The 22,973-nt window shown below is 33.5% G+C and carries 20 protein-coding genes; 8 read left to right on the top strand and 12 right to left on the bottom strand.

Annotation, left to right across the window (positions count from 1 at the left end; genetic code table 11):
• Nucleotides 1–47: 47 nt before the first annotated feature.
• The 4 genes from ACQQ6V_RS01685 to ACQQ6V_RS01670 all read left to right on the top strand — a co-directional run bounded on the left by ACQQ6V_RS01685 (nucleotide 48) and on the right by ACQQ6V_RS01670 (nucleotide 3,756).
• Entirely contained in the window at nucleotides 48–602 is a 555-nt protein-coding gene (locus ACQQ6V_RS01685) for a phosphoribosyltransferase (RefSeq protein WP_448843861.1), read from the top strand.
• 47 nt (nucleotides 603–649) lie between these two features.
• Nucleotides 650–1,228: an adenylate kinase gene (locus tag ACQQ6V_RS01680; RefSeq protein ID WP_448843860.1), complete on the top strand. Its 579-nt coding sequence runs from the start codon at nucleotides 650–652 to the stop codon at nucleotides 1,226–1,228.
• Between the two features lie 83 nt (nucleotides 1,229–1,311).
• On the top strand, nucleotides 1,312–2,295 hold the full coding sequence (gene obgE / locus ACQQ6V_RS01675; RefSeq protein WP_448843859.1) for a GTPase ObgE: 984 nt from the start codon (nucleotides 1,312–1,314) through the stop codon (nucleotides 2,293–2,295).
• Nucleotides 2,296–2,505: 210 nt separating this feature from the next.
• Nucleotides 2,506–3,756 carry a DEAD/DEAH box helicase gene (locus tag ACQQ6V_RS01670; protein ID WP_448843858.1) on the top strand — a complete coding sequence of 417 codons (1,251 nt, stop codon included), beginning with the start codon at nucleotides 2,506–2,508 and terminating at the stop codon, nucleotides 3,754–3,756.
• Nucleotides 3,757–3,791: 35 nt separating this feature from the next.
• Here the strand turns inward: ACQQ6V_RS01670 and ACQQ6V_RS01665 are convergent, their stop codons facing one another.
• The 7 genes from ACQQ6V_RS01665 to ACQQ6V_RS01635 all read right to left on the bottom strand — a co-directional run bounded on the left by ACQQ6V_RS01665 (nucleotide 3,792) and on the right by ACQQ6V_RS01635 (nucleotide 11,599).
• Nucleotides 3,792–4,937: a 1-acyl-sn-glycerol-3-phosphate acyltransferase gene (locus ACQQ6V_RS01665; protein ID WP_448843857.1), complete on the bottom strand. Its 1,146-nt coding sequence runs from the start codon at nucleotides 4,935–4,937 to the stop codon at nucleotides 3,792–3,794.
• A 10-nt stretch (nucleotides 4,938–4,947) separates the two neighbouring features.
• The gene (locus tag ACQQ6V_RS01660; RefSeq protein WP_448843856.1) at nucleotides 4,948–5,712 is read right to left on the bottom strand and encodes a TatD family hydrolase; all 765 of its coding nucleotides are present in this window, start codon (nucleotides 5,710–5,712) and stop codon (nucleotides 4,948–4,950) included.
• 64 nt (nucleotides 5,713–5,776) lie between these two features.
• Nucleotides 5,777–6,742 carry a GSCFA domain-containing protein gene (locus ACQQ6V_RS01655; RefSeq protein WP_448843855.1) on the bottom strand — a complete coding sequence of 322 codons (966 nt, stop codon included), beginning with the start codon at nucleotides 6,740–6,742 and terminating at the stop codon, nucleotides 5,777–5,779.
• Nucleotides 6,743–6,772: 30 nt separating this feature from the next.
• Entirely contained in the window at nucleotides 6,773–7,744 is a 972-nt protein-coding gene (locus ACQQ6V_RS01650) for a polyprenyl synthetase family protein (protein WP_448843854.1), read from the bottom strand.
• 134 nt (nucleotides 7,745–7,878) lie between these two features.
• Complete coding sequence (locus tag ACQQ6V_RS01645) at nucleotides 7,879–9,018, bottom strand: inorganic phosphate transporter (protein ID WP_448843853.1); 1,140 nt, start codon at nucleotides 9,016–9,018, stop codon at nucleotides 7,879–7,881.
• Between the two features lie 28 nt (nucleotides 9,019–9,046).
• A complete protein-coding gene (locus tag ACQQ6V_RS01640) occupies nucleotides 9,047–9,685 on the bottom strand; it encodes a DUF47 domain-containing protein (RefSeq protein ID WP_448843852.1) in 639 nt (212 codons plus the stop codon).
• A gap of 159 nt (nucleotides 9,686–9,844) precedes the next feature.
• Nucleotides 9,845–11,599: a DEAD/DEAH box helicase gene (locus ACQQ6V_RS01635; protein ID WP_448843851.1), complete on the bottom strand. Its 1,755-nt coding sequence runs from the start codon at nucleotides 11,597–11,599 to the stop codon at nucleotides 9,845–9,847.
• Between the two features lie 191 nt (nucleotides 11,600–11,790).
• Between ACQQ6V_RS01635 and ACQQ6V_RS01630 the strand changes: the two genes are divergently transcribed.
• Both ACQQ6V_RS01630 and ACQQ6V_RS01625 read left to right on the top strand, forming a co-directional pair.
• On the top strand, nucleotides 11,791–12,579 hold the full coding sequence (locus ACQQ6V_RS01630; protein ID WP_448843850.1) for an FkbM family methyltransferase: 789 nt from the start codon (nucleotides 11,791–11,793) through the stop codon (nucleotides 12,577–12,579).
• A 9-nt stretch (nucleotides 12,580–12,588) separates the two neighbouring features.
• Nucleotides 12,589–14,067: a lipopolysaccharide biosynthesis protein gene (locus ACQQ6V_RS01625; RefSeq protein ID WP_448843849.1), complete on the top strand. Its 1,479-nt coding sequence runs from the start codon at nucleotides 12,589–12,591 to the stop codon at nucleotides 14,065–14,067.
• 70 nt (nucleotides 14,068–14,137) lie between these two features.
• On the opposite strand, the gene ACQQ6V_RS01620 is transcribed toward ACQQ6V_RS01625, so the two are convergent.
• Nucleotides 14,138–15,076, bottom strand: coding sequence for a sulfate/molybdate ABC transporter ATP-binding protein (locus tag ACQQ6V_RS01620; protein WP_448843848.1), 939 nt, complete (start codon nucleotides 15,074–15,076; stop codon nucleotides 14,138–14,140).
• A gap of 79 nt (nucleotides 15,077–15,155) precedes the next feature.
• Here ACQQ6V_RS01620 and ACQQ6V_RS01615 point away from each other — a divergent pair, with 79 nt between their 5' ends.
• Together ACQQ6V_RS01615 and pheS are read left to right on the top strand one after the other, a co-directional pair.
• A complete protein-coding gene (locus ACQQ6V_RS01615) occupies nucleotides 15,156–15,818 on the top strand; it encodes a YceI family protein (RefSeq protein WP_448843847.1) in 663 nt (220 codons plus the stop codon).
• 102 nt (nucleotides 15,819–15,920) lie between these two features.
• The gene (pheS, locus tag ACQQ6V_RS01610) at nucleotides 15,921–16,931 is read left to right on the top strand and encodes a phenylalanine--tRNA ligase subunit alpha (protein WP_448843846.1); all 1,011 of its coding nucleotides are present in this window, start codon (nucleotides 15,921–15,923) and stop codon (nucleotides 16,929–16,931) included.
• Between the two features lie 313 nt (nucleotides 16,932–17,244).
• On the opposite strand, the gene ACQQ6V_RS01605 is transcribed toward pheS, so the two are convergent.
• The 4 genes from ACQQ6V_RS01605 to glgB form a co-directional block, all read right to left on the bottom strand.
• Nucleotides 17,245–18,012 (bottom strand): DUF3108 domain-containing protein, encoded by a 768-nt coding sequence (locus tag ACQQ6V_RS01605; RefSeq protein WP_448843845.1) that lies wholly within the window; start codon nucleotides 18,010–18,012, stop codon nucleotides 17,245–17,247.
• 85 nt (nucleotides 18,013–18,097) lie between these two features.
• Nucleotides 18,098–19,366, bottom strand: a complete 1,269-nt coding sequence (locus tag ACQQ6V_RS01600) for a glucose-1-phosphate adenylyltransferase (RefSeq protein ID WP_448843844.1) — start codon at nucleotides 19,364–19,366, stop codon at nucleotides 18,098–18,100.
• Nucleotides 19,367–19,421: 55 nt separating this feature from the next.
• A complete protein-coding gene (locus ACQQ6V_RS01595) occupies nucleotides 19,422–20,828 on the bottom strand; it encodes a glycogen synthase (RefSeq protein ID WP_448843843.1) in 1,407 nt (468 codons plus the stop codon).
• A 24-nt stretch (nucleotides 20,829–20,852) separates the two neighbouring features.
• Nucleotides 20,853–22,751 (bottom strand): 1,4-alpha-glucan branching protein GlgB, encoded by a 1,899-nt coding sequence (gene glgB, locus ACQQ6V_RS01590; protein WP_448843842.1) that lies wholly within the window; start codon nucleotides 22,749–22,751, stop codon nucleotides 20,853–20,855.
• Between the last annotated feature and the right edge of the window lie 222 nt (nucleotides 22,752–22,973).

Here is a 22,973-nt window from a genome sequence, read left to right as displayed (position 1 = left end):
TTATTAATTAATTAAAATCCGTAATTTTGCACTTTCTTAATAATTGTATGGAAAGTATAAAAGTTCACGACAAAAACTTCGTCCCTTATCTAAAACACGAAGAAATCTTAGAAATCGTCGATAGAATGGCGAAAGAAGTTTACGAAGAATATAAAAATGAAAGACCTATTTTCATCGGCGTACTAAGCGGTGTTATACAGTTTTTTTCAGATTTTATTAAAGCTTATCCTGGCGAATGCGAGATTGGCTTTATCAAAATGAGTTCTTACGTTGGGACACAGTCTTCAGGAATCGTTTTCAAAGAAATGGAACTTACCAAAGATGTTAAAGACAGACATATCATCCTTATGGAAGATATTGTAGATACAGGAAATACGGTTGAAAATCTTTTCCAATATTTTACAGAAACACAACGTCCTAAGTCTGTAAAAATAGCATCTTTATTATTAAAGCCTGATGTTTACAAGAAGGAGTTCAAGATAGATTATGTAGGTAAAGAAATTCCTAACAAATTTGTACTAGGTTACGGATTAGATTATGATGAATTAGGCAGAAACCTCAAAGATCTTTATCAATTAGAAGACGGTAGTATTAATCACTAAATTATAGTGTGATACTTTATCATACTTAGAAATAAATCTAAAATAAAATGATTAACTTAGTATTATTTGGTCCTCCGGGAAGTGGAAAAGGGACGCAAGCGCAACATCTTATCGAGAAATACAATCTAAAACAAATTTCTACAGGTGACCTTTTCCGTTTTAATATCAAAAACAATACAGAATTAGGCATTCTTGCAAAGTCTTACATAGACAAAGGACAATTGGTTCCGGATCAAGTAACCATTGATATGTTAATAGACGAACTAAGAAAACCAACCGATGCAGCAGGTTTTATATTTGATGGTTTTCCTAGAACAGCAACACAAACCGAAGCATTAGAGCAAATTGTAGAGAAAGAGCTTAACGCTAATATCAGCATTTGTCTAGCATTAGTTGTAGAAGATGATATCCTTGTCAATCGTCTTTTAAAAAGAGGAGAAACCAGCGGAAGAACAGATGATAGCAACGAAGAAATCATCCACAACCGTATCAAAGAATATTATGCAAAAACTGCCGAAGTAGCAGAGCTTTATAAGCAACAAGGCAAATATGTAGAAGTTAACGGGATTGGAGACATTCCGGAGATTGCAGAAAAACTTTTTGCAGAAGTAGAAAAAATTAAATAACATAAAAAGTTATAGCTAATGAGTTATAAGGTATGATCTTTTCATAACTTATAACTCATTGTTCATAAATAAAAAATAGTAGTATGTCCAATTTTGTAGATTACGTAAAAATTCATTGTAAATCAGGTCACGGTGGTGCCGGCTCTGCACACCTTCGTAGGGAAAAATACATTCCGAAAGGAGGTCCAGATGGTGGAGATGGTGGTCGTGGTGGTCACGTTATTATGAAAGGTAATGCTCAAGAATGGACGCTATTACCACTTAGATACACACGTCACGTTAAAGCAGAACGTGGTCAGAATGGTTCTAAAAACCAATTGACTGGTGCTTATGGTGCTGATATTTATATTGAAGTTCCATTGGGTACGATTGCCAGAAACGAAGAAGGCGAAATCATTGGTGAAATCATGGAGGATGGTCAAGAAATCATCTTGATGGAAGGTGGTAAAGGAGGTCTTGGTAACGAGCACTTCAAATCGTCTACTAACCAAACGCCAAGATATGCTCAGCCAGGTATGGACGGACAAGAAGGTTTTGTGGTTTTCGAACTAAAAATATTAGCAGATGTTGGACTAGTAGGTTTCCCTAATGCAGGTAAATCTACCTTATTAGCTTCAGTTTCTGCGGCTAAACCTAAAATTGCTAATTATGCCTTCACCACATTAACACCTAACTTAGGGATTGTAGATTACAGAAATTACAAATCTTTTGTAATGGCAGATATCCCAGGTATTATAGAAGGCGCAGCAGAAGGCAAAGGTCTTGGTCACCGTTTCTTACGTCATATTGAGCGTAACTCTATCCTACTCTTTATCGTCCCAGCTGATTCTGAAAATCATTATAAAGAATTCGAGATTCTAGAAAAAGAATTGAAAGAATATAACCCAGAGTTATTGGATAAAGATTATGTTATTTCGGTTTCGAAATCAGATCTATTGGATGATGAACTAAAAGGTGAAATCTCAGCAGAATTCCCAGAAAATAGAAAACCTATATTCTTTTCTGGCGTTACCGGCGAAGGATTAATGGAGCTTAAAGATGTTATCTGGAAAAAACTACACGGTTAATACCTAATCATTATAAAATTTAAAATAAAGCCTTTCAAATAACATGAAAGGCTTTATTTTTTTTAATGTATCTTTGCACTATATTTCGCGGCATTCTAAAGCCACCTAGTAATATTAAATTACTTAAAATAATCGTGCTCTTTTGGGCAGATTTGCTCAAAATGTAGAAGTAAACCACTTCGCCCGCATTAATTTTAATACAATTATACATTGTTATTTAGCGACTTACAAATCATTAAGCCTATCTTAGATGCGCTTAATCAACAAGGTTATGAAAAACCTACACCTATCCAAGAAAAAGCAATTCCGACTATTCTTAACGGACAAGACTTCTTAGGATGTGCCCAGACCGGAACAGGAAAAACAGCAGCTTTTGCAATTCCTATCCTACAAAATTTAGCAAAAAATCATTCTCCTAATAATAAAAAGATTAGAGCCTTAATCTTAACTCCAACCAGAGAATTAGCCATTCAGATTGAAGATAATTTCAAAGATTATGGTAAAAAATTACCGATAAGATCATTGGTAATTTTCGGAGGTGTAAAGCAAGGTGCGCAAGAAACAGCGCTTAGAAAAGGCGTAGATGTATTGATCGCAACGCCAGGTAGATTATTAGACTTTATCAACCAAAGAATTATCAGCATTAGAGATCTAGAAATTTTTGTTCTGGATGAAGCTGATAGAATGTTAGATATGGGTTTTGTACACGATGTTAAAAAAATCCTGAAACTTATCCCTCAAAAAAGACAAACCTTATTTTTCTCTGCAACCATGCCGAAAGAGATAAGTTCACTAGCTGACAGTATTCTTCATAACCCAGTAAAAGTAGAAGTAACGCCAGTATCTTCTACGGCAGAAACGATCCAGCAAAGTGTATTTTTGGTAGATAAAGATGATAAATTAGACCTACTAATTCACGTTCTTAAAGATCCTAAAATAGATCAACTTTTAGTATTTTCTAGAACAAAACATGGCGCTGACAAAATTGCCAGACGACTACAGAAAGATAATATTTCTACGGAAGCTATCCACGGAAATAAATCTCAAAATGCACGTCAGAATGCGTTAAGCAATTTCAAGTCTAAAAAAACAAGAGTTTTGGTGGCGACAGACATCGCTGCGAGAGGTATTGATATTGATGAGTTGAAATACGTTCTTAACTTTGAATTATCAGACGTTGCAGAAACTTACGTCCACAGAATTGGAAGAACAGGTCGTGCTGGTAACGAGGGAACATCGTTTTCTTTCGTAGATGGATTAGACCTTATTAACCTAAAAAACACCGAAAAACTAATCGGAAAAAGCATCCCAGTAATGAAAGATCATCCTTATCATACGGATAATCTTGTGGTACAAAAAAGGGATTCTAACAACAAGCCTTTTACGCAAAGAGCTAAGCCAGCAGCGCAACAACGCTCTGAGAAGCCAAAAAATAAAAGTAATTTCTACAGAAAGAAATAACTAAAAAACGGAAGCTAATTAGCTTCCGTTTTTGTTTATAATATAATGCCTAAGGCCAATTTATTTTTAACAGGATTAGCATACATCCCAAGATAATGTTGCAGCTTATAGTCATCATTTTTATCAATGCTCATCTCTAATCTTCTCACAAAGAAATCTTTTTCTTTTTCAGTATAATAGTTTCTGAATTGATTGCTATTATTCTGAATATCAAAAGCTATAAAATTATTAGGGAACAAGTGAAAATTACTAATAATCTGATCGTCTATTTTTTTAGAAATACACTGGATTCTTTGATTATTATTTTCTGTAGCCTCAGAAATCAAATTCAAATCTTGATTAAGACACGTGCCAAAATGAATATGAATTCTCTTTTTCTGTCCTAATACACCAGCCATAACGTTATTGAAATCTTCGTTCTTATGCTTAACAACCGATTTAGAATGTTGAGATTGATGTGCTTTATCAGTTTTTAATTTATCCGTCGGGTCAAATTCATAAGAAATACTCACTGGGATTACATTAAGTCTAGTAAAATAATCACAAACATTGTCTTTGCCATTAGCCATTGCCAACATTTTTAGAACGCCAGGATGTGTTGCATCGTTACCATCTTTGGTCCTGCCTTCTCGTTGTGCAATCCAGACACATTGCTTTTTTTCTAGAATTAAATTCTGAATATACTCAGAAAGGATTTGGCTACTTTTCAATAGTTCTCTTGGGGAAACATCTCTTTTAACTAAAAAGTTACGATTAAGCTTTGCCAAAACCATAAAAATATCTCGCGTCACCAAGTTATCACCAATCGCGGAAGCTGTTAACTGAAAACCATTTTGTAGTAATGCCAAATTTATCAAACTTGTATCCAACAAAATATCTCTATGATTAGAAATATAAAGGTGTGTTTTATTAGCGTCGATATTCTCTAATCCAGACACGCTAAGTCCGTCTGAAGAGAGTTCTAAAATTTTAAGAATACTTTTGGATATGACTTTATCTTGATAATCTTCAATTGAAAAAATGGAACTGAAAATTTCTTCAAAATCTTTACTTTGAAGATCTGGAAAAGTAAACTTCATCATAGCCTGCATCATCGGATGTTTCAACATCGATTGTAAAGCAGGTTGTACTTCTTCTGGATTATAAAATCTTATGGTGTCAAATGGACTTGTATCTGGCATCAAATTTATATTAAATTGAAAATATATTGTCGGCGTTTTCCGTTGTTATACGGTTTATTTCGGTAAATGAAATTCCGTAGATGTCTACTAATTTTCCTGCAACTAATTCTACATAAGCACTTTCATTGCGTTTTCCACGATAAGGAACAGGCGCCAAATAAGGAGAATCTGTCTCTAGAACGATTTTATCCAACGGAATTTCTTTAAGAAACTGATCTATCTTCCCATTTTTGAAAGTCACAACACCTCCAATTCCTAGGCTGAAACCAAGATCTATAGCTCTATTAGCTTGGTCTAGATTTCCAGAAAAACAATGGAAAATACCACGTAATTTTGGATGTTTTTTTCGGTCTAAAACATCAAATGTTTCATCAAAGCTATCTCTCGTATGGATCACAATCGGTAAGTCACGCTCTATTGCCCAATCTATTTGCTTCTCGAAGGCTTTAACCTGAATGTCCAAAGTAGATTTATCCCAGTACAAATCTATCCCAATCTCTCCAATAGCACAAAAAGGTCTATCGTTAAGCCATTTTTCTACGATTTGCAATTCGGTTTCCCAAGATTCTGGCAATACAGAGCAAGGATGAAGCCCCATCATAGAAAACATATTATCAGGATATTGAGATTCTAAATCAATCATTTTCTGATGCGTCTCAGAATCTATAGCTGGTAGAAAAAACTTTTCAACACCTTTATCCAAAGCACGTTGTATCATCTCTGATCTGTCCTCGTCAAATTGTTCTGAATATAAATGGGTATGTGTGTCTATCATTATTGATGTGATAATAGGTTGAAAATTGATGCAATAATTAGCTGATGTACGCTATAAAGCCAAATTATCTCTCTGTATCAGAAAAAATATTATGTTTTACTTTTTCTTGTTGTGTCTTTATTCTTTCTTGTAATGCATCTTGAAAAGCAATAAATTTTGGATTTTTATCATCATTTGATTTATGATTCAATCCTTGTTGGATTTTAAAATTCTCATTGATGAAAGCTTTAGTTTCGTCAGAGAAAAAGGCACTTCCGAACTTTTCAAAAATATACTGTACTGCTTGAGAATTAGGATGGATCATATCATCTTTGTAGAATCTATAATCACGTAAGTCATCCATCAATATTTCATAAATTGGCAAATAATGACAATTACTATAATTAGGAATTACATCATGGATTGCTGTTAACAATTTAGCTTTACTCAAGCTATTCTCTACCATCCCATCTTTGGTATGACGTACAGGCGATACCGTGAACAAAATCTGAACGTCTTCTTGACAAATATCTTTAAGGTTTTCTATCGTTTGAGATATACTTCCCTGCAACTCTGCATCTGTTAAATATCTTTTCTTAAAGAATTTTTGTGGGATCTTGTGACAATTAGCAACCAACTGATTTTTTGGCAAAAACTCATATACAAAAGCTGTCCCATAGGTAATAATTACCCAATTGGTAGTTTGCAAAAAATGGTTAGCTTGGTGCAACTTATCATTAATCATATCCAAAGTCTGGTGAGAAAATCTGGAATCAAAAGAAGAATGATGATCCAGACTCATAAACAAATCATTGGCCAAAATAAGATCTGACTCTTGATAACTAATCGCTTTATAAATCCTATCCAAAGATAGATTAATAGCATAAGGATTAAACAAGGTGCCGTAAGGATTATTGAAACTCTGCAGCTGTCCTGCAGACAACTTCTCATGAAGTTCTGTGGCAAAACAAGATCCTATGGAAAATATGGAATCTTCTAGATTTATCTTTTTTTCTACAGCATTAATATCAACTTCGGTTCTAAAAATCATAGGATTATAATATAATTTTAAATTAAAAAATTAACTGTCTCTTTTTAATAAATAATTAGCAAGCTCAACAAAAGGTTTTTTCATGTCTTCTGGTAAATTAATTTTATTAAGGAAATTTTGTGCAATTTCATTATGATGTTGTACTAGTCTAAGTACTTTCTCTTCGACTTTTGTTCTACGGAAAATCTTCTCTACGCTGTAGATTTTATCAACATTATCCGTTTTTTTAGAATACCAATAATTAAGTTCTTTTCGTTCTTCGTCATTAGCATATTCTAATGCCAAAAGGTAAAGAATGGTCTTTTTATTTTCATAAATATCACCTGCATGTTTCTTACCAAAAGATTCTTGATCGCCATATACATCTAGATAATCATCCATAATCTGAAAAGCAATTCCTACATGTTTTCCAAAATTATATATTGCTTCAGAATCTGCTTGAGATGCCCCAGCGATTAATGCTCCAATTTGGAAAGATGCTGCACTTAATGATCCAGTTTTATAGGTTATCATCTTAATGTAATCCTCATTAGAAACATCATTTCTATTTTCGAAATTAACATCATACTGTTGCCCTTCACAAAGTACCAAACCTGTATGAATAAATATTTCCATACATTTTTTATACAACTCAGGTTCTAAATCTCCAAAAAACTCTAATGCCTTAAAAAGTAATGCATCACCAGAAAGAATACCAACATTAATACCATGAAGAGTGTGTATTGTCGGCTTATTACGACGAAGCGGAGCCTCATCCATAATATCATCGTGGATTAATGTAAAATTATGAAAATACTCTATTGCCAAAGCTGGCTTTATTGCTTTATCAAGATCACCTCCAAATAGATCACAAGCCATCATAACCATCATAGGTCGTAATCTTTTGCCACCATGAGAGATAATATAATTCATAGGATCATACAACTCAGAAGGCTGACTGGTAAAAATATGCTGATCTATTGCTTTTGATACAATTTTTTGATAATCTTCTAAAAATTCCATATAAAGTTCATTTAGCGCAAAAATACAATTTTTAAATCTTATCAAGGAAAATTAAAACGTACTATTACCGCACAAAACAAAAAAAACTTTGCCTAGATAGACAAAGTTTAATTTTATTTTAAAATTCTAAAGATTTAGAAAGCTATTACAATTAAGTAAGTAATCCCTGCAACAATTGCACTGATAGGAATGGTTAATACCCAAGCCCACAAAAGGCTTACAGTAACACCCCATCTTACAGCAGAAACTCTCTTAGTAAGCCCTACTCCAATAATAGCACCTGTTACGGTATGCGTTGTAGAAACAGGAATACCGAAGTGATCCGTGATAAATAAGGTAAGAGCACCGGCAGTCTCTGCACTTACACCTTCTAATGGTGTAACTTTAGTAATCCTAGTCCCCATAGTTTTAATAATCTTCCATCCACCGCTCATTGTCCCTAGGGCAATTGCAATAAAAGATACTAATGGAACCCAGATATAATGCTCTGTAAAATAATTAAATCTTTGATCGCCTACAAGATTAAGATAAACAGGATCTTGAAGCATATTAACATGATAATAAATTACCGCTGCTCCAATAATACCCATTACTTTCTGAGCATCATTAAGACCATGTCCTAAACTGAACATTGCAGAAGAAACAAGCTGAAGCTTCTTAAATTGCTTATCTGCCTTATGTGGATTAGATCTTTTGTAAAGTTGTATAATAATCAAAGTGATAATTATTGATATAATCATCCCGATAAAAGGTGCCATAAAAATGAACAAAAATATCGGAATAACAACCTTAAACTTAACAATATCCTGATCAAATAACTGCCTAAAAGCCTGTCCTAAAGTCTCTAAAAACGAGTAATCCGGATAAGCTAATTTGGCTGCATGATAATCCATAGTCAAAGCATGCATTAACGCTGCACCAATAAAACCACCAATTAATGTATGAGAAGATGAAGACGGTATACCGAACCACCATGTCAAAAGATTCCAAGCGATAGCGGCAATAAGTCCAGCGAAAATAACTTCGAGGTTAATAAAATTTTCGTTAACCGTTTTGGCTATTGTATTACCAATCTTAAATTCACCAATGATATACATGGCGATAAAAAATGCAGCAAAGTTCCAAACGGCAGCCCATAATACAGCCTGAAAAGGCGTTAATACTTTTGTGGATACAATCGTTGCAATAGAGTTAGCAGCATCATGAAATCCGTTGATATAGTCAAATATTAATGCGAGTGCAATAATAACAATTAATAAAATTGGAAAATCCATTCTTTTTTATTTTGGTTACTGAATAGATTTATGCGTATTTTATAACAATACTTTCCATAGTATTAGCTACATCTTCTGCTTTATCCGTAACAATTTCTAAATAATCTAAAATAGATTTTTGTTTGATAATTAATATTGCATCATTCGTTTCGAAAAGCTTTACGATAGATTGGCTCAATACGTCATCTGCAATATTTTCGTAAGAATTAATCTTGATACAAGATTCTTTAACCTCATTAGGGTTTTTAAAATCTTTAAGGTTTTCCAAAGCTTTTTTAATCTCTAAACAAGACTTATAGATTAATAAAGAAAACTCAGAATAAGATTTGTTTTCTGGAGCTTTATAAAGATAGATATACTTGGCAGAAGCATAGATATAATCTGCAATATCATCTAGTCCCGTTGCCAGATGGCTAATATCTTCACGATCAAAAGGAGTGATGAAATTCTCGCCTAATTGGACAAAAACTTCATGAGTAAGATCATCCATTTTATGCTCGTAATCGCTCATCTGATTAAGCATAGACTCGTCGTTGATATCAAATTCTAGTAATCCTTCGTGGAAGTTTTTTGACATGTCAACTAAGGCATCTGCTATTTTTTCGAAAAGATCAAAGAAAATTTTGTCTTTCGGCTGGAAGGCTCTAAAGATATTTCCAATTCCCATTTTAGTTCAATTTTTTAATTATGCAAATATCCATATTTATGAAGCGTTAAATAATAACTTTATGTTAAATAATCATTAACATTAAATTCAAATTACAATCCAATAAAAAAGGCCTAAACATAGCGTCTAGACCTTAATTTATAAGATAATTGGTATCAATTAGTTAGCAACTTCTGCTCTCATATCTTTACCTCTGAATTTCTGAGTTTCTAATCCTTTTAGGACTTCATCTTTGAAAGATTTTTCTACTTCAAAGAAAGAAAATTTCTCTAAAATTTCTATATCTCCAATATCTGCACGTTTCTTAGACTTAGATGTAGCTTTATTGATGATCTCCAACATATCCATTTTCTTCAACTGATCTTTTTTCCCTAAGTTAAAGAAAAATCTAACCATGTTTTCAGAATTACGTTTTGGACGACGCTCTCTGCTACCACCATCTCTATCTCTTCCACCGTCACGATCTCTTCCGCCATCACGGCTTCCTCTATCGCGATCTCTTCCTCCTCTATCTCTATCGCCTCTGTCACGATCTCTACCTCTACCATCTCTATCACGATCTCTACGGCTACCACCTCTGTCGTCACTGTTAAATTTAGCATCAACTAAATCGTTGTGATTCTGGTAATACAATGCCATATCTTTCAATTGGAATTGCAATAACTGGTGTACCAATTCTTCTTTGGTAAAGTTAGAAAGATCTGGAATAAGACTTTCGTCAAATTCGAAGATATTTTCGTGCTCAGTCAATAGTTTTTCGAAAACACCACCTACTTGAGACTTAATAATCTCTTGTCCTGTTGGTATTTTTTTCTCTACGATATCAATCTTAGTAACAGATTTAATCTGCTTCAACTTACGGCTTTCTTCTGGCTTAATAAGTGCCATAGAAATACCATCTTTACCAGCTCTACCTGTACGACCACTTCTGTGTACAAACACTTCTGGATCATCTGGTAAAGAAAAATGGATAACGTGCGTTAAAGAATTAACATCTAATCCTCTTGCTGCAACATCGGTTGCTACAAGGATATCAATGTTCTTAAGACGGAATTTCTTCATTACAGTATCTCTTTGTGCTTGAGATAAGTCACCGTGCAAAGCATCAGCAGCATATCCGTTTTGCATTAAGAAATCTGCAACTTCTTGCGTTTCCATTCTTGTTCTACAAAAGATAATTGAATACTGATTAGGATTAGCATCAATTAATCTCTTAAGAGCTTCTTTTTTCTGACGGTAACCTACCACATAATACTCATGCTTGATGTTCTTCTTAACCTCGTTAATAGAACCCACAGAAATACGGTGAGGATTAGTCAAATAATTCTTAGAGATACGCTCTACCTCTTTGTTCATCGTTGCAGAGAACAAGAAAGTTTGCTTAGTCTCAGGCGTTTCTTGCATGATCGTTTCTAGATCATCTTTGAAACCCATAGACAACATCTCATCAGCTTCATCTAAAACTAACCAGTTAATGGCAGAAAAATCTAAAGCTTTACGATTAATAAGATCTATCACACGTCCTGGTGTCCCCACAATAATCTGTGGTTTGTCACGCAAAGAGCGGATCTGATCCATAATACTACTACCACCGTAGACTGCTGTAGTCTTAATCTCTGGTAGATATTTAGAATAATTCTTTATGTCTTTTGTAATCTGCAGACATAATTCTCGTGTCGGACAAAGCACCAAAAATTGGATTTTGCGACTCGTTTCGTCAATCATATCCAAAATCGGAAGCGAAAACGCTGCTGTTTTGCCTGTCCCTGTCTGCGCAAGTGCGATTAGATCGCGTATATCAGATAAGATAAAAGGGATAGTCTGTTTTTGGATTTCTGTAGGGCTTTCGTAGCCCAGCTCGCCAATCGCTTTCTGAATGTCAGAATTAAGATTGGACTCGGAAAATAACTTCATTAAGTTGTATAAAATTTTTGCAAAGGTACAATTTTTATTTTGATAATTTTAGATTACTTTTATTAACAAAAACATATATCACTCTTAGAGCCTCTAGATATCATAGTTATTTTTAATTAAAAAATTTATTTTATTATAATTAATTCAAAATAAATAAACTGTTTTATCGTTAGAAAGCATATTTTCCTATCATGAAACTTTACAGTCAATTAGCTGAATACTTGCAATACATTTCGCCTTCATTTTATAAAAAACGTTTTTACAAAAAACTTATTAGTCTTACGCCTAAAAATATTATTGAAAGATCTGTAGAACCAGAGTTTCTTTGGTTCTCCAATTATCTCGATAAGAACTCCGTATTTCTGGACATTGGTGCCAATGTTGGCGCTTACATTTTCATTTTAGAAAACAGGCTAAAACACGAAAACATCTACGCCTTTGAGCCTAATGCTAAACTTTACAAACGCCTGAATCGCTTATTTCCATTTATCAATCTTTTCGACATTGCATTGTCTAATGAGAACACAGAGGCCGAATTCAAAATACCAATCATTAATGGTCAAAACATCCATACACGAGGCACTTTACAAGTCGATTTCCTGGAAGAAAATGAAGAAAGAACAGTTTTACAAAAGGTAAAAGTGAGACCTTTGGACGAACTAAATCTTAATATATCACGACTTGATTTTATAAAAATTGATGTAGAAGGTAACGAAATGCTAACCTTACGCGGCGCCAAAAATACCATCTCCCAACACCGCCCAACATTAATGGTAGAAATGGAACAACGTCACCATAAAGAACCTGTATGGCAATTAATCTCCGAAATAGAAAGTTGGGGTTACAAAGCCAACTACTTAGAGCGCGAAACATTTAAATTAAAAACATTAACAGAAGAATTCTTACTTTTGCAAAACGCTAAAGATGTTAAAAATTATAAATTTTACATCAATAATATAATTTTCTTACCGAATAACTAAATAACAAACATGAGTGTTGTCGCGCGTCAAGGTTTTAAATATTCCATCATTGGTTACCTTGGTACTCTCTTGGGTATCTTTTCTACATTTTTCATATTTACCAATGACATGGAGTTTTATGGCAAGTTGCGCCTTATACTTCCTGCGGCAGAGATGCTGCTTCCGATTGTCGTTTTCGGGTTGTCTTTTTCTAATGTTAAATTTTTCCACCAAACCAATGAAGATGGCAAACATCACAATCTACTGAGCTTATCTTTAGTTGGTATCGTCATCAATTTTGTAATATTTGTTGCTGCGTTTTTCCTTATTTGCGAAATATTCCCAATTCTTAAAGATTCTAAATCTTGGGAAATGAAAGCCATCATATTGCCGCTAATATTAGTACTGGCGCTATCTGCGGTTCTTAACAAATACATCAGTAATTATAAACGAATTGTTATCCCGAATATCTTCGAGAATATCGTCCCAAAAGTAGCTAACATAGGTGCTTTTTGTCTGTTTTTTTACTTTATGTTTTCGGAGAAAGTTGCTTACAGCTTCTTTTTAGGAATGTTTGTCCTGACGTTTTTCGGATATTTAATTTACGCCAATAAACTAGAAAAAATAAGACCTGATTTCAGTTTAGATTATGTTAAACAAAATCAATTTTGGAAGCTCATCATCAGTTATAGTTTTTTTGGTTTTTTAGGCAATATCGGGAATTTCTTAGCAACGAGAATCGATAATATAATGATTGCAGAATATATAGATTTTGAAGCCAACGGAATCTACAGCACCATACTATCCATCGTTACTATCGTTAATATTCCACAGATGGGATTATTTAATATTTCGGCTCCGATTATTAATAAAAACATTGCAGAAAATAACTTTACAGAATTAGATCGTTTTTACAAAAAAACATCACTTAGTTTATTCTTTTTAGGATTGGCATTATTCTCATGCATCTTGGTTGGCTTCCCATTTTTAACAGATTTAATTAAAAACGGCGACCTATTAAAACAGGCAGAACCAGTAGTTTGGATTTTAGGATTTGCTTTTATGTTTGACTTAGCAACAGGCTTTAACAGTCATATTATATCATTGTCAAAATACTACAAATTCAATATCGTTGTGATGCTATTTTTAGCAGTAATGACGATAAGCCTCAACTTTTTGTTCTTAAAGAATACTAATCTTGGTATTATTGGCGTGGCCGCAGCTACAGCTATTTCTTTGACATTATTCAATCTAATAAAAATCATCTTCAATTATATAAAATTCAAAGTACAGCCCTTCACGATAGAAATGCTTTACGCGCTAATTATAAGCTCTTTAGCAATTAACATTGTGATATTACTACCTAACTTCGACAGTAGTATTATTAATCTTTTCTATAAACCTGCAATTGTACTAATAGTATTATTCATTGGAAATCACTTTTTAAAAATCTATCCTTTAGACAAATATCTTAACAAGGATTTTATTAAAAGTTTATTCAAGTTTTAATGGACTAAAATAATTGAAATAACATTAAGATCGCTTCGTACAAAATGCTATCAATCAATGTTATGAAATTCTAGTCACAAAATATTAGTTTTTGAGAATCCACTAATTTTTTATCACTATAAGTAATAATTTCTTTTTGATTAATTTTTAATTTGTTCCAATAATAAGAACCAGCAAATCTACTTTCAACAATTTCTGCATCTATACCTTGACTAGAGGTTTTTATCTGATTAGGGAAATAATAATTTTTCTGTAGGTTCCATTTTATTTTTTCTTCGTCAGAAAATACATTAACTTCTCCTAGCAATCTTGCAACATACTCGTTATAAGGCTGATGATAAGTAGCTTCTGGAGAATCATTCTGCAATAATCGACCATCTCTAAGTACGATAACCTGATCTACCCAAGGTAATATTTCTTCTAAATTGTGTGTAGAAATAATTACTGATAAATCTTTATCTTTAACATAACTGAAAAATCGATCTCTCAACTTATACCTTCTCGAAGAATCTAAATTACTAAAAGGTTCATCCAGTAACAATAACTTTGGCATCACAGACAATGCTCTCGCAATCGCAACTCTCTGCTGTTGACCACCACTCAAATTCTTTGGTAAAACCTTGGCGTAATCTTCTAAGCCTACCACTTCCAAAAGCTCAGAAACCTTTTCTTTCTTTTCGGTCAAATTAATGTTAGAAATATACTTACCAATATTATCATAAACCGTTGCGTAAGGCATTAGATCGTAATTCTGAGCAACCAATTTCATGTCTGCCTCACCAGGAACAAGATTTCCTTTTGGGCCTTTTAAAACTACATTATCAAAAATAATATCACCATTTTGCCAATCATGAAGACCATAAATCAAACTCAACAACGTAGACTTACCACAACCGCTTTCTCCTGCGAGTGCAATAATTTTCCCTTTTTCTAACTTCAGATTAAAGTTTTGAAATAGTTTTTCATTGGTCAAATAACCAAAATCCAAATGATTAATTTCTAATAACATCTTACAAAAATAAGGATTTTATTAATTCTAAAAATTTGATTATCTTAGCCAGAATAACAAAACTAAACTTTACAAAAAAATGAAAAAATCCAGTTATTTTATCGCTTTAGCCATTGCCCTATCTTCTATTACAGCAATCTCTTGTGGCAAAGACAAACCTGTTACTAGCGAATCTAATGAAGTACAAACCACCAAAGACGGTGTTGTATATGCTGTAGACACTATGAATAGTAAAGTAGAATGGAAAGGTTACAAAGTTGTAAAAACAGAAAACACAAGCCATTTTGGAGGTATCAAATTTGAAAGTGGTGAAGTTACCGTTAAAGATAACAAATTAGAAAGCGGAAAATTTGTTGTTAACATGACAACACTTGCTAACGAAGATATTAAAAACGATGCAGAAAATGCAGCAAAATTAGATGGACACCTTAAGAGTGCTGATTTTTTTGACACAGAAAAATTCCCAACAGCATCTTTTGAAATCACAAAAGTATCAGAAGCTCCTGCAGGAAGTGATTACAATACACTTCTTGATGGAAATTTAACACTAAAAGGTATTACAAAACCAGCTACTTTTAAAGCAAATGTTAAAATTGAAAATGGAGAATTACAAATTGCATCTGAGCCAACTGATATTGACAGAACACTTTACGGTGTAGAATTTCAGGTTCCTGCTGCTAATGGACTTATTAAAAATGAAATCACTCTTCAGATTAAAGTGAAGGCTATTGAGAAAAAATAATTACATCTCAATAAATTATTACCAACTGCCTTTATCTAAAGGCAGTTTTTTTATGCCTTTTCGGGATAAAATTGTATTTTTGCAACTTACAATATTTTAAAAATGATAGAAAGAATTGATGAATTGCTGGTAGAAGTGGGACAATTCAATTCCTCAGTAAAAGACGAAATCGAGCAATTCCGTATAAAGTATAGCGGAAAAAAAGGTGTATTGAATGATTTCTTTGAAAAATTTAAAGAAGTTCCTAACGATCAAAAGAAAGATTTTGGTCAGAAAATCAATACCCTAAAGCAAGCGGTTGCGGCAAAACTAGATGAGTTAAAAAATGCCACAGAAAGCCAAAGTAGCATCATCAAAGATGATCTAACAAAACCTGCTTTTCCATTAGACTTAGGAACAAGACATCCTATTAATCTTGTGAAAAACAGAATTATAGAAATCTTTAAATCTATTGGATTTGCCATTGCTGATGGACCAGAGATAGAAGACGATTGGCATAACTTTACGGCACTTAACCTTCCAGAATATCATCCAGCGAGAGACATGCAGGATACTTTCTTTATAGAAACTAATCCTGATGTATTATTACGTACGCATACCTCATCTGTACAGGTAAGATACATGGAAGAAAATCAGCCTCCAATCCGTATTTTATCACCAGGAAGAGTGTTCAGAAACGAAGCAATATCTTCTCGTTCTCACTGTATTTTCCATCAGATTGAAGGATTATATATTGATGAAAATGTAAGTTTTGCTGACCTTAAGCAGACAATTCAGTTTTTTACAACTGAACTTTTTGGAAAATCTAAAATCAGAATGCGTCCTTCTTACTTCCCTTTTACAGAGCCAAGTGCAGAAGTAGACGTCTATTGGGGACTTAACTCTGAGACCGATTACAGAATCACAAAAGGAACTGGCTGGTTAGAGATTATGGGTTGTGGTATGGTAGATCCTGCGGTTCTTAAAAACGTAAACATTGATGCTGACAAATACAGTGGTTATGCTTTCGGGATGGGAATTGAAAGAATCGTCATGTTACTTTATCAAATGAGCGACATCCGTATGTTCTTCGAAAATGATGTAAGAATGCTTAATCAGTTTAAATCTTTATAAACTGAATTAAATAAAATATTAAAAGCTTCCGTTTTATGATAAAACGGAAGCTTTTTTGTTTGAAACTAATAGTGCTTTAGCGCAAAGTCAGCCAAAATTAAAAATAATCTATTATATAAGTAGCATCAACAAATCATCATATCAACACATCAACATTCGCAATAGGGATGGAAGCGACATCCTTTTTCTTTTGGAGTGAGGCGGTGGAGCGTAGCGGAACCGTCCGAGCTACAAAAGAAAAAGATACAGCGGACAGCCCGACCCCGAGCCCAGGAATTGCGGCTGCGAGGGAATTGCCCTAATTGAAAGAAAATTATTTTATAAAATTAACTGGATATTTGGTTCCAGAAATCTTGTCTATACTTGCCTTAAGAGAGCCAACTGCCAACTCTGCCTTTATCGCAATAGGTACGCGATTGGCATCATTAGAAACCCATAATGTAACACCTTCTTTTTCTTTGAAAACACGACCACTCATCACTGACGGAATAATTTTAAGACAATTAATTTTTCCAAATTTTGTAGAAACATTCTCTGTACCCGCCACTTTTAATTGAAAAGGAAATAACTCGTCGTCTATCCAGATATTCATTTTTATAATGCTTCCGACTTTGAGCTGATTGGCATCCAAATTTCTTAAATAGTAGAAACTGGATAACATATCTTGCACATCTTTTACGGTATTAATGGTCTTAGGTGCTCTATCGGTATTTTTTTTATCAACTAAATAAACCGTATGATTAACATGATTAAATGTACTTTCTAAGTGCTGTCTGTAGCTACCTTCGGCGACATTTCTAACATAGAAGTACGGTTGGCCATAGAGATTAATATAGCTTTCATAAACATCATCTACCTTAAAGAAAGCCCTAACTGCACCACTTGTACGCCCAACACCTTTGACATAGAAATAAGGTTTGCCATTAAATTCTACATTGGATGTAGTAAGCGTTGCAGAGCCAGCCGTTAATAAGCCATAATGAATGCGGTACGTTAAAGATTCTCCAGCATTAATATTACTGTATTGCGAAAAAGATAAAGTCGCAATCAATATAGTACATACTAATAATAATTTCTTCATTTCTATAATTTGAAAATAACATTGGCAAATATATTGCCAAAATCTTAAAATAATGCCTTTAAATATAATATCTAAAGGCTTTTTATTAAGAAATATTAGTTCCGTCTTTTATAATTGCATTTTTCTTGATGACGACAATGCCATCTTTTACCGAATGATTCTCATAATCACCATCCGGAAGATGCCTTCCTCCAATAATCCGAACATTATTACCTATCTGACAGTTTTTGTCTAAAATTGCTTTGTCTATGTAACAATATTTACCTACACCAATATTAGGGATATCTCGCTTTTCGTTGTCCAGAATAGCATCCGTACTTTGGTAATAATCAGCGCCCATAATATAAGAATTAACGATTGTACTCCCTGTATCTATGCGTGTTCTATTACCAATAATAGAGTTCTCTACCTTATCTGCCAAGATAATGCAGCCATCTCCAAAAACTGCTTTGCTTACATAAGATCCATTAATCTTAGATGGCGGTAACATCCTAGCTCTTGTATAAATAGGTGACTTACTGAACAAATTGAACTGTGGTAAATCTTTTGCCAAATCTAAATTAGCTTCATAAAAAGACTCAATAGTACCAATATCCGTCCAATATCCATTGTATTGAAAGCTTAATGTTTTATAACTTTCTATAGCACTAGGGATAAGATCTTTACCAAAATCATCTCCATTGTTTTCCTCAAATAATTTTCTCAATACATTTTTAGAAAACACATAGATCCCCATTGACGCTAGATATTCTTTGCCTTCATTTTTATTGTTATCGCAGACTTCTGATTTCCAATCTTGAAGAACGTCTAATGATGGTTTCTCCGTGAAAGCAGTAATATTATCACCTTCATCTGATTTTAAAATACCAAAACCTGTAGCATCCTTCGCATTAACTGGTATGGTAGCAATCGTAATATCGCCTTTATTTTTTTGGTGAAATTCTATCATCTCCCGAAAATCCATCTGATATAGTTGATCTCCAGACAAAATCAAAATATAATCATAATCATACTTTGCAAGATGTTTCATAGATTGTCTCACCGCATCTGCCGTACCTTGATACCATTGATCATTTTCGACATTTTGTTCTGCTGCAAGAATATCCACAAAACCTCTACTAAAGATATCAAAGTGATAAGAATTCTTGATATGAGAGTTAAGAGATGCCGAATTAAACTGTGTTAAAACTAAAATCCTATTATAGCCTGAGTTAAGACAATTAGAAATAGGAATATCTACCAATCGGTATTTTCCTGCAATAGGCACAGCAGGTTTTGATCTAGAATCCGTTAGCGGAAACAATCTTGACCCTCGCCCACCGCCTAGAACTATGGAGATTACATTTGCTTTCATATAATATGTGTATTGTGTGGTGTTATTTTATAAATGTACTAAGGCATATATTTTTTTAGTATTTATATAAATTTAGGTAATTTTCTGCAGATTGCTCCCAAGAAAAATTAAATTTCATGTTATTATTTATCAATGCCTTCAAAGTATCTTTCTGATGAAAAATAGACAAAGCTCTTCTGATAGCATTAACAGCATCATCCGCCGTTGCGTCAGCAAAATTAAGCCCACTACCTCCTGTTGATATATCGCTTACAGTATCTTTTAACCCGCCTGTATAACGCACTATAGGAATGGTCCCATAACGCATCGCATACATCTGATTAAGACCACAAGGCTCTACCCGAGAAGGCATCAATAAAAAATCTGATGATGCATAAATTTGATGTGAAAGATGCTCTTTATACCCTAAATCTAGCGCAAAATTTTGGTTAAAAATTTGTTGAAGACTTTTCAGTTTTTGTTCTAGATAAGTATTTCCTGATCCTAGCACTATTATATTAATAGCACCTTGCGTTTCTTCAATAGCTCTTTCTATAATTTCCGGTAATAGATCTGCTCCTTTTTCTCTGGCAAATCTCCCGATAAACCCGAATAATGGTAAATCTGGATTAAGACCATAATTGTTACAAATTTCTTCTTTGTTGTTCCTTTTTCCTAATTCTGCATTTTTTATCGAATAATTAAAATGCAGCATCATATCAGTTTCTGGATCCCAAACTTCTGTATCAATCCCATTAATAATTCCAAATGCTTTTTTGTATTCTTGAGCAACTAAGCTTTCTAAACCTTGTAGGCTATAAAACAGCTCTTCTAAATAACCATTAGAAACAGCATTAAAAGCATTGCAACATTTAATTAAAGAAGCCAAAGGATTAATACTTTCGTTCCAATCTAGGAGTCCAAACTTGCTCTCATCAAAATAAGGAAAGTACCTTGACATTTCCCATGACATACTACCTTGATATTCTCCATTGTGAATGGTACCAATTGTTTTAACACCTTTTAAAAATTTAAAATCTGGACAATTATCAATCATAAAAGGGATTAATCCCGCATGATAATCATGACAATGTAATACATCTGGTCTAATCTCCAATACGCTCAACCAATGTAAAACACCATGCTGAAATGCCAAAAACTGCTCCGACTCATCACGATAACCGTACACATTTTCTCTATCTAACAATCCTGGGATCTTTACCATATATAAAGGAAATCCTAAGGAATCTCCCAATTCTTTGTATACCAAAATCTGGTACATATCTGGCCCTTGATGAATTAATCCATCAAATACAACTTCAAAATCATGTTCATAAAAATAGACTTTGTCATACCAAGGCATAATTACGCTGGCATCTAACCCCATTTTATTCTGATATTTTGGCAAAGCGCCTACAACATCTGCCAATCCACCAACTTTGGCAACCGGATAACATTCCATTGCGAGATGAAAAATTTTCATATATCAATTTTTTGTATTTATAGTTTATAAGGCTTTTAACATAATTCCTGATAATGGCGGTAACTTTATAGTAATGTTGTTTTTCCGATTCATAAGTGGCTTTTTTTCGGAATTAGAGATTATTGCCTCTACACCACTTCCACCATATTGTAAGTCATCAGAATTAAAAATAACATTCCATTTCACATCATCTACCCCAACTTTATAATCTAACACCTGAGGCGTTAAGTTAAGAATAGTCATTATAATATCCTTTTTCCTTTTTCCTTTTCTTAAATAAATAAACACCGAATAATCTCTGTCATCACCATTAATCCACTCAAATCCTTCAGCAGAATAATTGATTTCATACAAAGCTTTTTCTGTTTTATATAAGTAATTAAGCTGTTTAACTGTTTCTTGTAATGATTGATGAATCGGATACTGCAATAGATGCCAATCTAAAGCTTTGCTAAAATCCCATTCTGAAGTCTGCGCAAACTCATCACCCATAAATAACAATTTGGCACCCGGATTACTAAACATATAGACATACAACGCTCTTAGGTTAGCAAATTTTTGCCATTCGTCACCGTGCATTTTATAAATTAAACTACTCTTCCCATGCACGACTTCGTCGTGTGACAAAGGCATCATATAGTTTTCGTTAAACATATAAACGCTCGTGAAGGTTATTTTGTCTTGATGAAATTTTCTATATAAAGGATCTTTTTTAAAATAATCCAAAGTATCATGCATCCAACCCATCATCCATTTCATGCTAAATCCAATACCACCATCTGCAACGGGATGTGTCAACTTAGGAAAATCAGAACTTTCTTCAGCAATGGTTAATACATCGGGATATTTTTCGTTGATAACAATATTTAATTCTTGCAAAAACTGTTTAGCTTCAAGGTTAACATTATCACCATGGATATTGGGTTCCCACTCGCCTTCATTTCTAGAATAATCGAGATGTAACATAGATGTCACCGCATCCACACGCAAAGCATCAGCATGATAGCGATCTAACCAAAAAACGGCATTACTAAGCAAAAAGGATTTGACCTCTGGTCTTCCATAATTGAAAATATAAGATTTCCAATCTGGATGAAATCCTTTTCTTGGATCTTCATGTTCATATAAAAAAGAACCATCAAAACGATGCAAGCCATTAGCATCACCCGGAAAATGAGATGGCACCCAATCCAAAATCACACCAATATTATTCTGGTGAAGTTGATCTATGAGAAACATAAGATCTTGAGGACTTCCAAATCGAGAAGTCGCCGCAAAAAACCCCGTTATCTGATAACCCCAGCTAGGATCATACGGATACTCCATCACGGGCATTAACTCAACATGGGTAAAATTCATTTCCTTAATATAAGGCACTAATTTTTCTGCAATATCTCTATAATTAAGGACCTTATCTCCGTCATTTTCATCCCGCATCCAAGATGCAAGATGCATCTCATAAACCGATATTGGAGCGGAAAGGCTGTTGTTGATTGTTCTATTTTTAATCCAATTTTGATCTTCCCAAGTATACCAAGTAGATGTAATTATCGACCCTGCCAAAATAGCTTGTTCGCACTTTAAAGCGAAAGGATCTCCTTTTTGTAAAACTATATTTTGTTGAGTTTTGATAGCATATTTATAAATCTCTCCAATTCCCAGATCAGCAATAAACCCTTCCCAGATACCAGATTGATCCCAGCGCCCTACCAATTGATGAAGAGAAGAATCCCAATCATTAAAATCCCCAATCACAGAAACTGCTAAAGCATTAGGAGCCCACACAGCAAAATAAGTCCCTGTCTGCCCATCAATAACTACTGGATGAGAACCAAATTTCTCGTAAAGTCGATAATGTTTCCCTGCTCTAAACAAGAAAATATCATAATCTGTAAATAACGAAAAGCTTTGGGATTTCTTCATAAATTAATCAAAAAAAATAGCCTTAACTCTATAATTATGATGATACTAATATAATCAAAAATTGTAGAAATAATAACAACTTCAATAGAGATCACAAAAATTAACAAGATTAACAATTTTACAATAAATAAAAACACAACACTAATTATCAACAAAATTTAAGTTAATTAATATTTAATTTAAAAACAAAAACAAAACAAATGAATATTTTTCATAAATTAG

This window comes from Chryseobacterium electrogenes (assembly GCF_053553015.1).
Note: the sequence above shows the minus strand (reverse complement) of the source record. Positions and strands in the feature narration are given on the sequence as shown.

Coding starts and splice junctions, on each gene's coding strand:
- ACQQ6V_RS01685 (WP_448843861.1), top strand. CDS start 48: ATGGAAAGTATAAAAGTTCACGACAAAAACTTCGTCCCTTATCTAAAA.
- pheS (WP_448843846.1), top strand. CDS start 15,921: ATGATAGAAAGAATTGATGAATTGCTGGTAGAAGTGGGACAATTCAAT.
- ACQQ6V_RS01600 (WP_448843844.1), bottom strand. CDS start 19,366: ATGAAAGCAAATGTAATCTCCATAGTTCTAGGCGGTGGGCGAGGGTCA.
- ACQQ6V_RS01635 (WP_448843851.1), bottom strand. CDS start 11,599: ATGAAGTTATTTTCCGAGTCCAATCTTAATTCTGACATTCAGAAAGCG.
- ACQQ6V_RS01645 (WP_448843853.1), bottom strand. CDS start 9,018: ATGGATTTTCCAATTTTATTAATTGTTATTATTGCACTCGCATTAATA.
- ACQQ6V_RS01655 (WP_448843855.1), bottom strand. CDS start 6,742: ATGATTTTTAGAACCGAAGTTGATATTAATGCTGTAGAAAAAAAGATA.
- ACQQ6V_RS01640 (WP_448843852.1), bottom strand. CDS start 9,685: ATGGGAATTGGAAATATCTTTAGAGCCTTCCAGCCGAAAGACAAAATT.
- ACQQ6V_RS01620 (WP_448843848.1), bottom strand. CDS start 15,076: ATGTTATTAGAAATTAATCATTTGGATTTTGGTTATTTGACCAATGAA.
- obgE (WP_448843859.1), top strand. CDS start 1,312: ATGTCCAATTTTGTAGATTACGTAAAAATTCATTGTAAATCAGGTCAC.
- ACQQ6V_RS01680 (WP_448843860.1), top strand. CDS start 650: ATGATTAACTTAGTATTATTTGGTCCTCCGGGAAGTGGAAAAGGGACG.
- ACQQ6V_RS01665 (WP_448843857.1), bottom strand. CDS start 4,937: ATGCCAGATACAAGTCCATTTGACACCATAAGATTTTATAATCCAGAA.
- ACQQ6V_RS01615 (WP_448843847.1), top strand. CDS start 15,156: ATGAAAAAATCCAGTTATTTTATCGCTTTAGCCATTGCCCTATCTTCT.
- ACQQ6V_RS01650 (WP_448843854.1), bottom strand. CDS start 7,744: ATGGAATTTTTAGAAGATTATCAAAAAATTGTATCAAAAGCAATAGAT.
- ACQQ6V_RS01630 (WP_448843850.1), top strand. CDS start 11,791: ATGAAACTTTACAGTCAATTAGCTGAATACTTGCAATACATTTCGCCT.
- glgB (WP_448843842.1), bottom strand. CDS start 22,751: ATGAAGAAATCCCAAAGCTTTTCGTTATTTACAGATTATGATATTTTC.
- ACQQ6V_RS01595 (WP_448843843.1), bottom strand. CDS start 20,828: ATGAAAATTTTTCATCTCGCAATGGAATGTTATCCGGTTGCCAAAGTT.
- ACQQ6V_RS01625 (WP_448843849.1), top strand. CDS start 12,589: ATGAGTGTTGTCGCGCGTCAAGGTTTTAAATATTCCATCATTGGTTAC.
- ACQQ6V_RS01660 (WP_448843856.1), bottom strand. CDS start 5,712: ATGATAGACACACATACCCATTTATATTCAGAACAATTTGACGAGGAC.
- ACQQ6V_RS01605 (WP_448843845.1), bottom strand. CDS start 18,012: ATGAAGAAATTATTATTAGTATGTACTATATTGATTGCGACTTTATCT.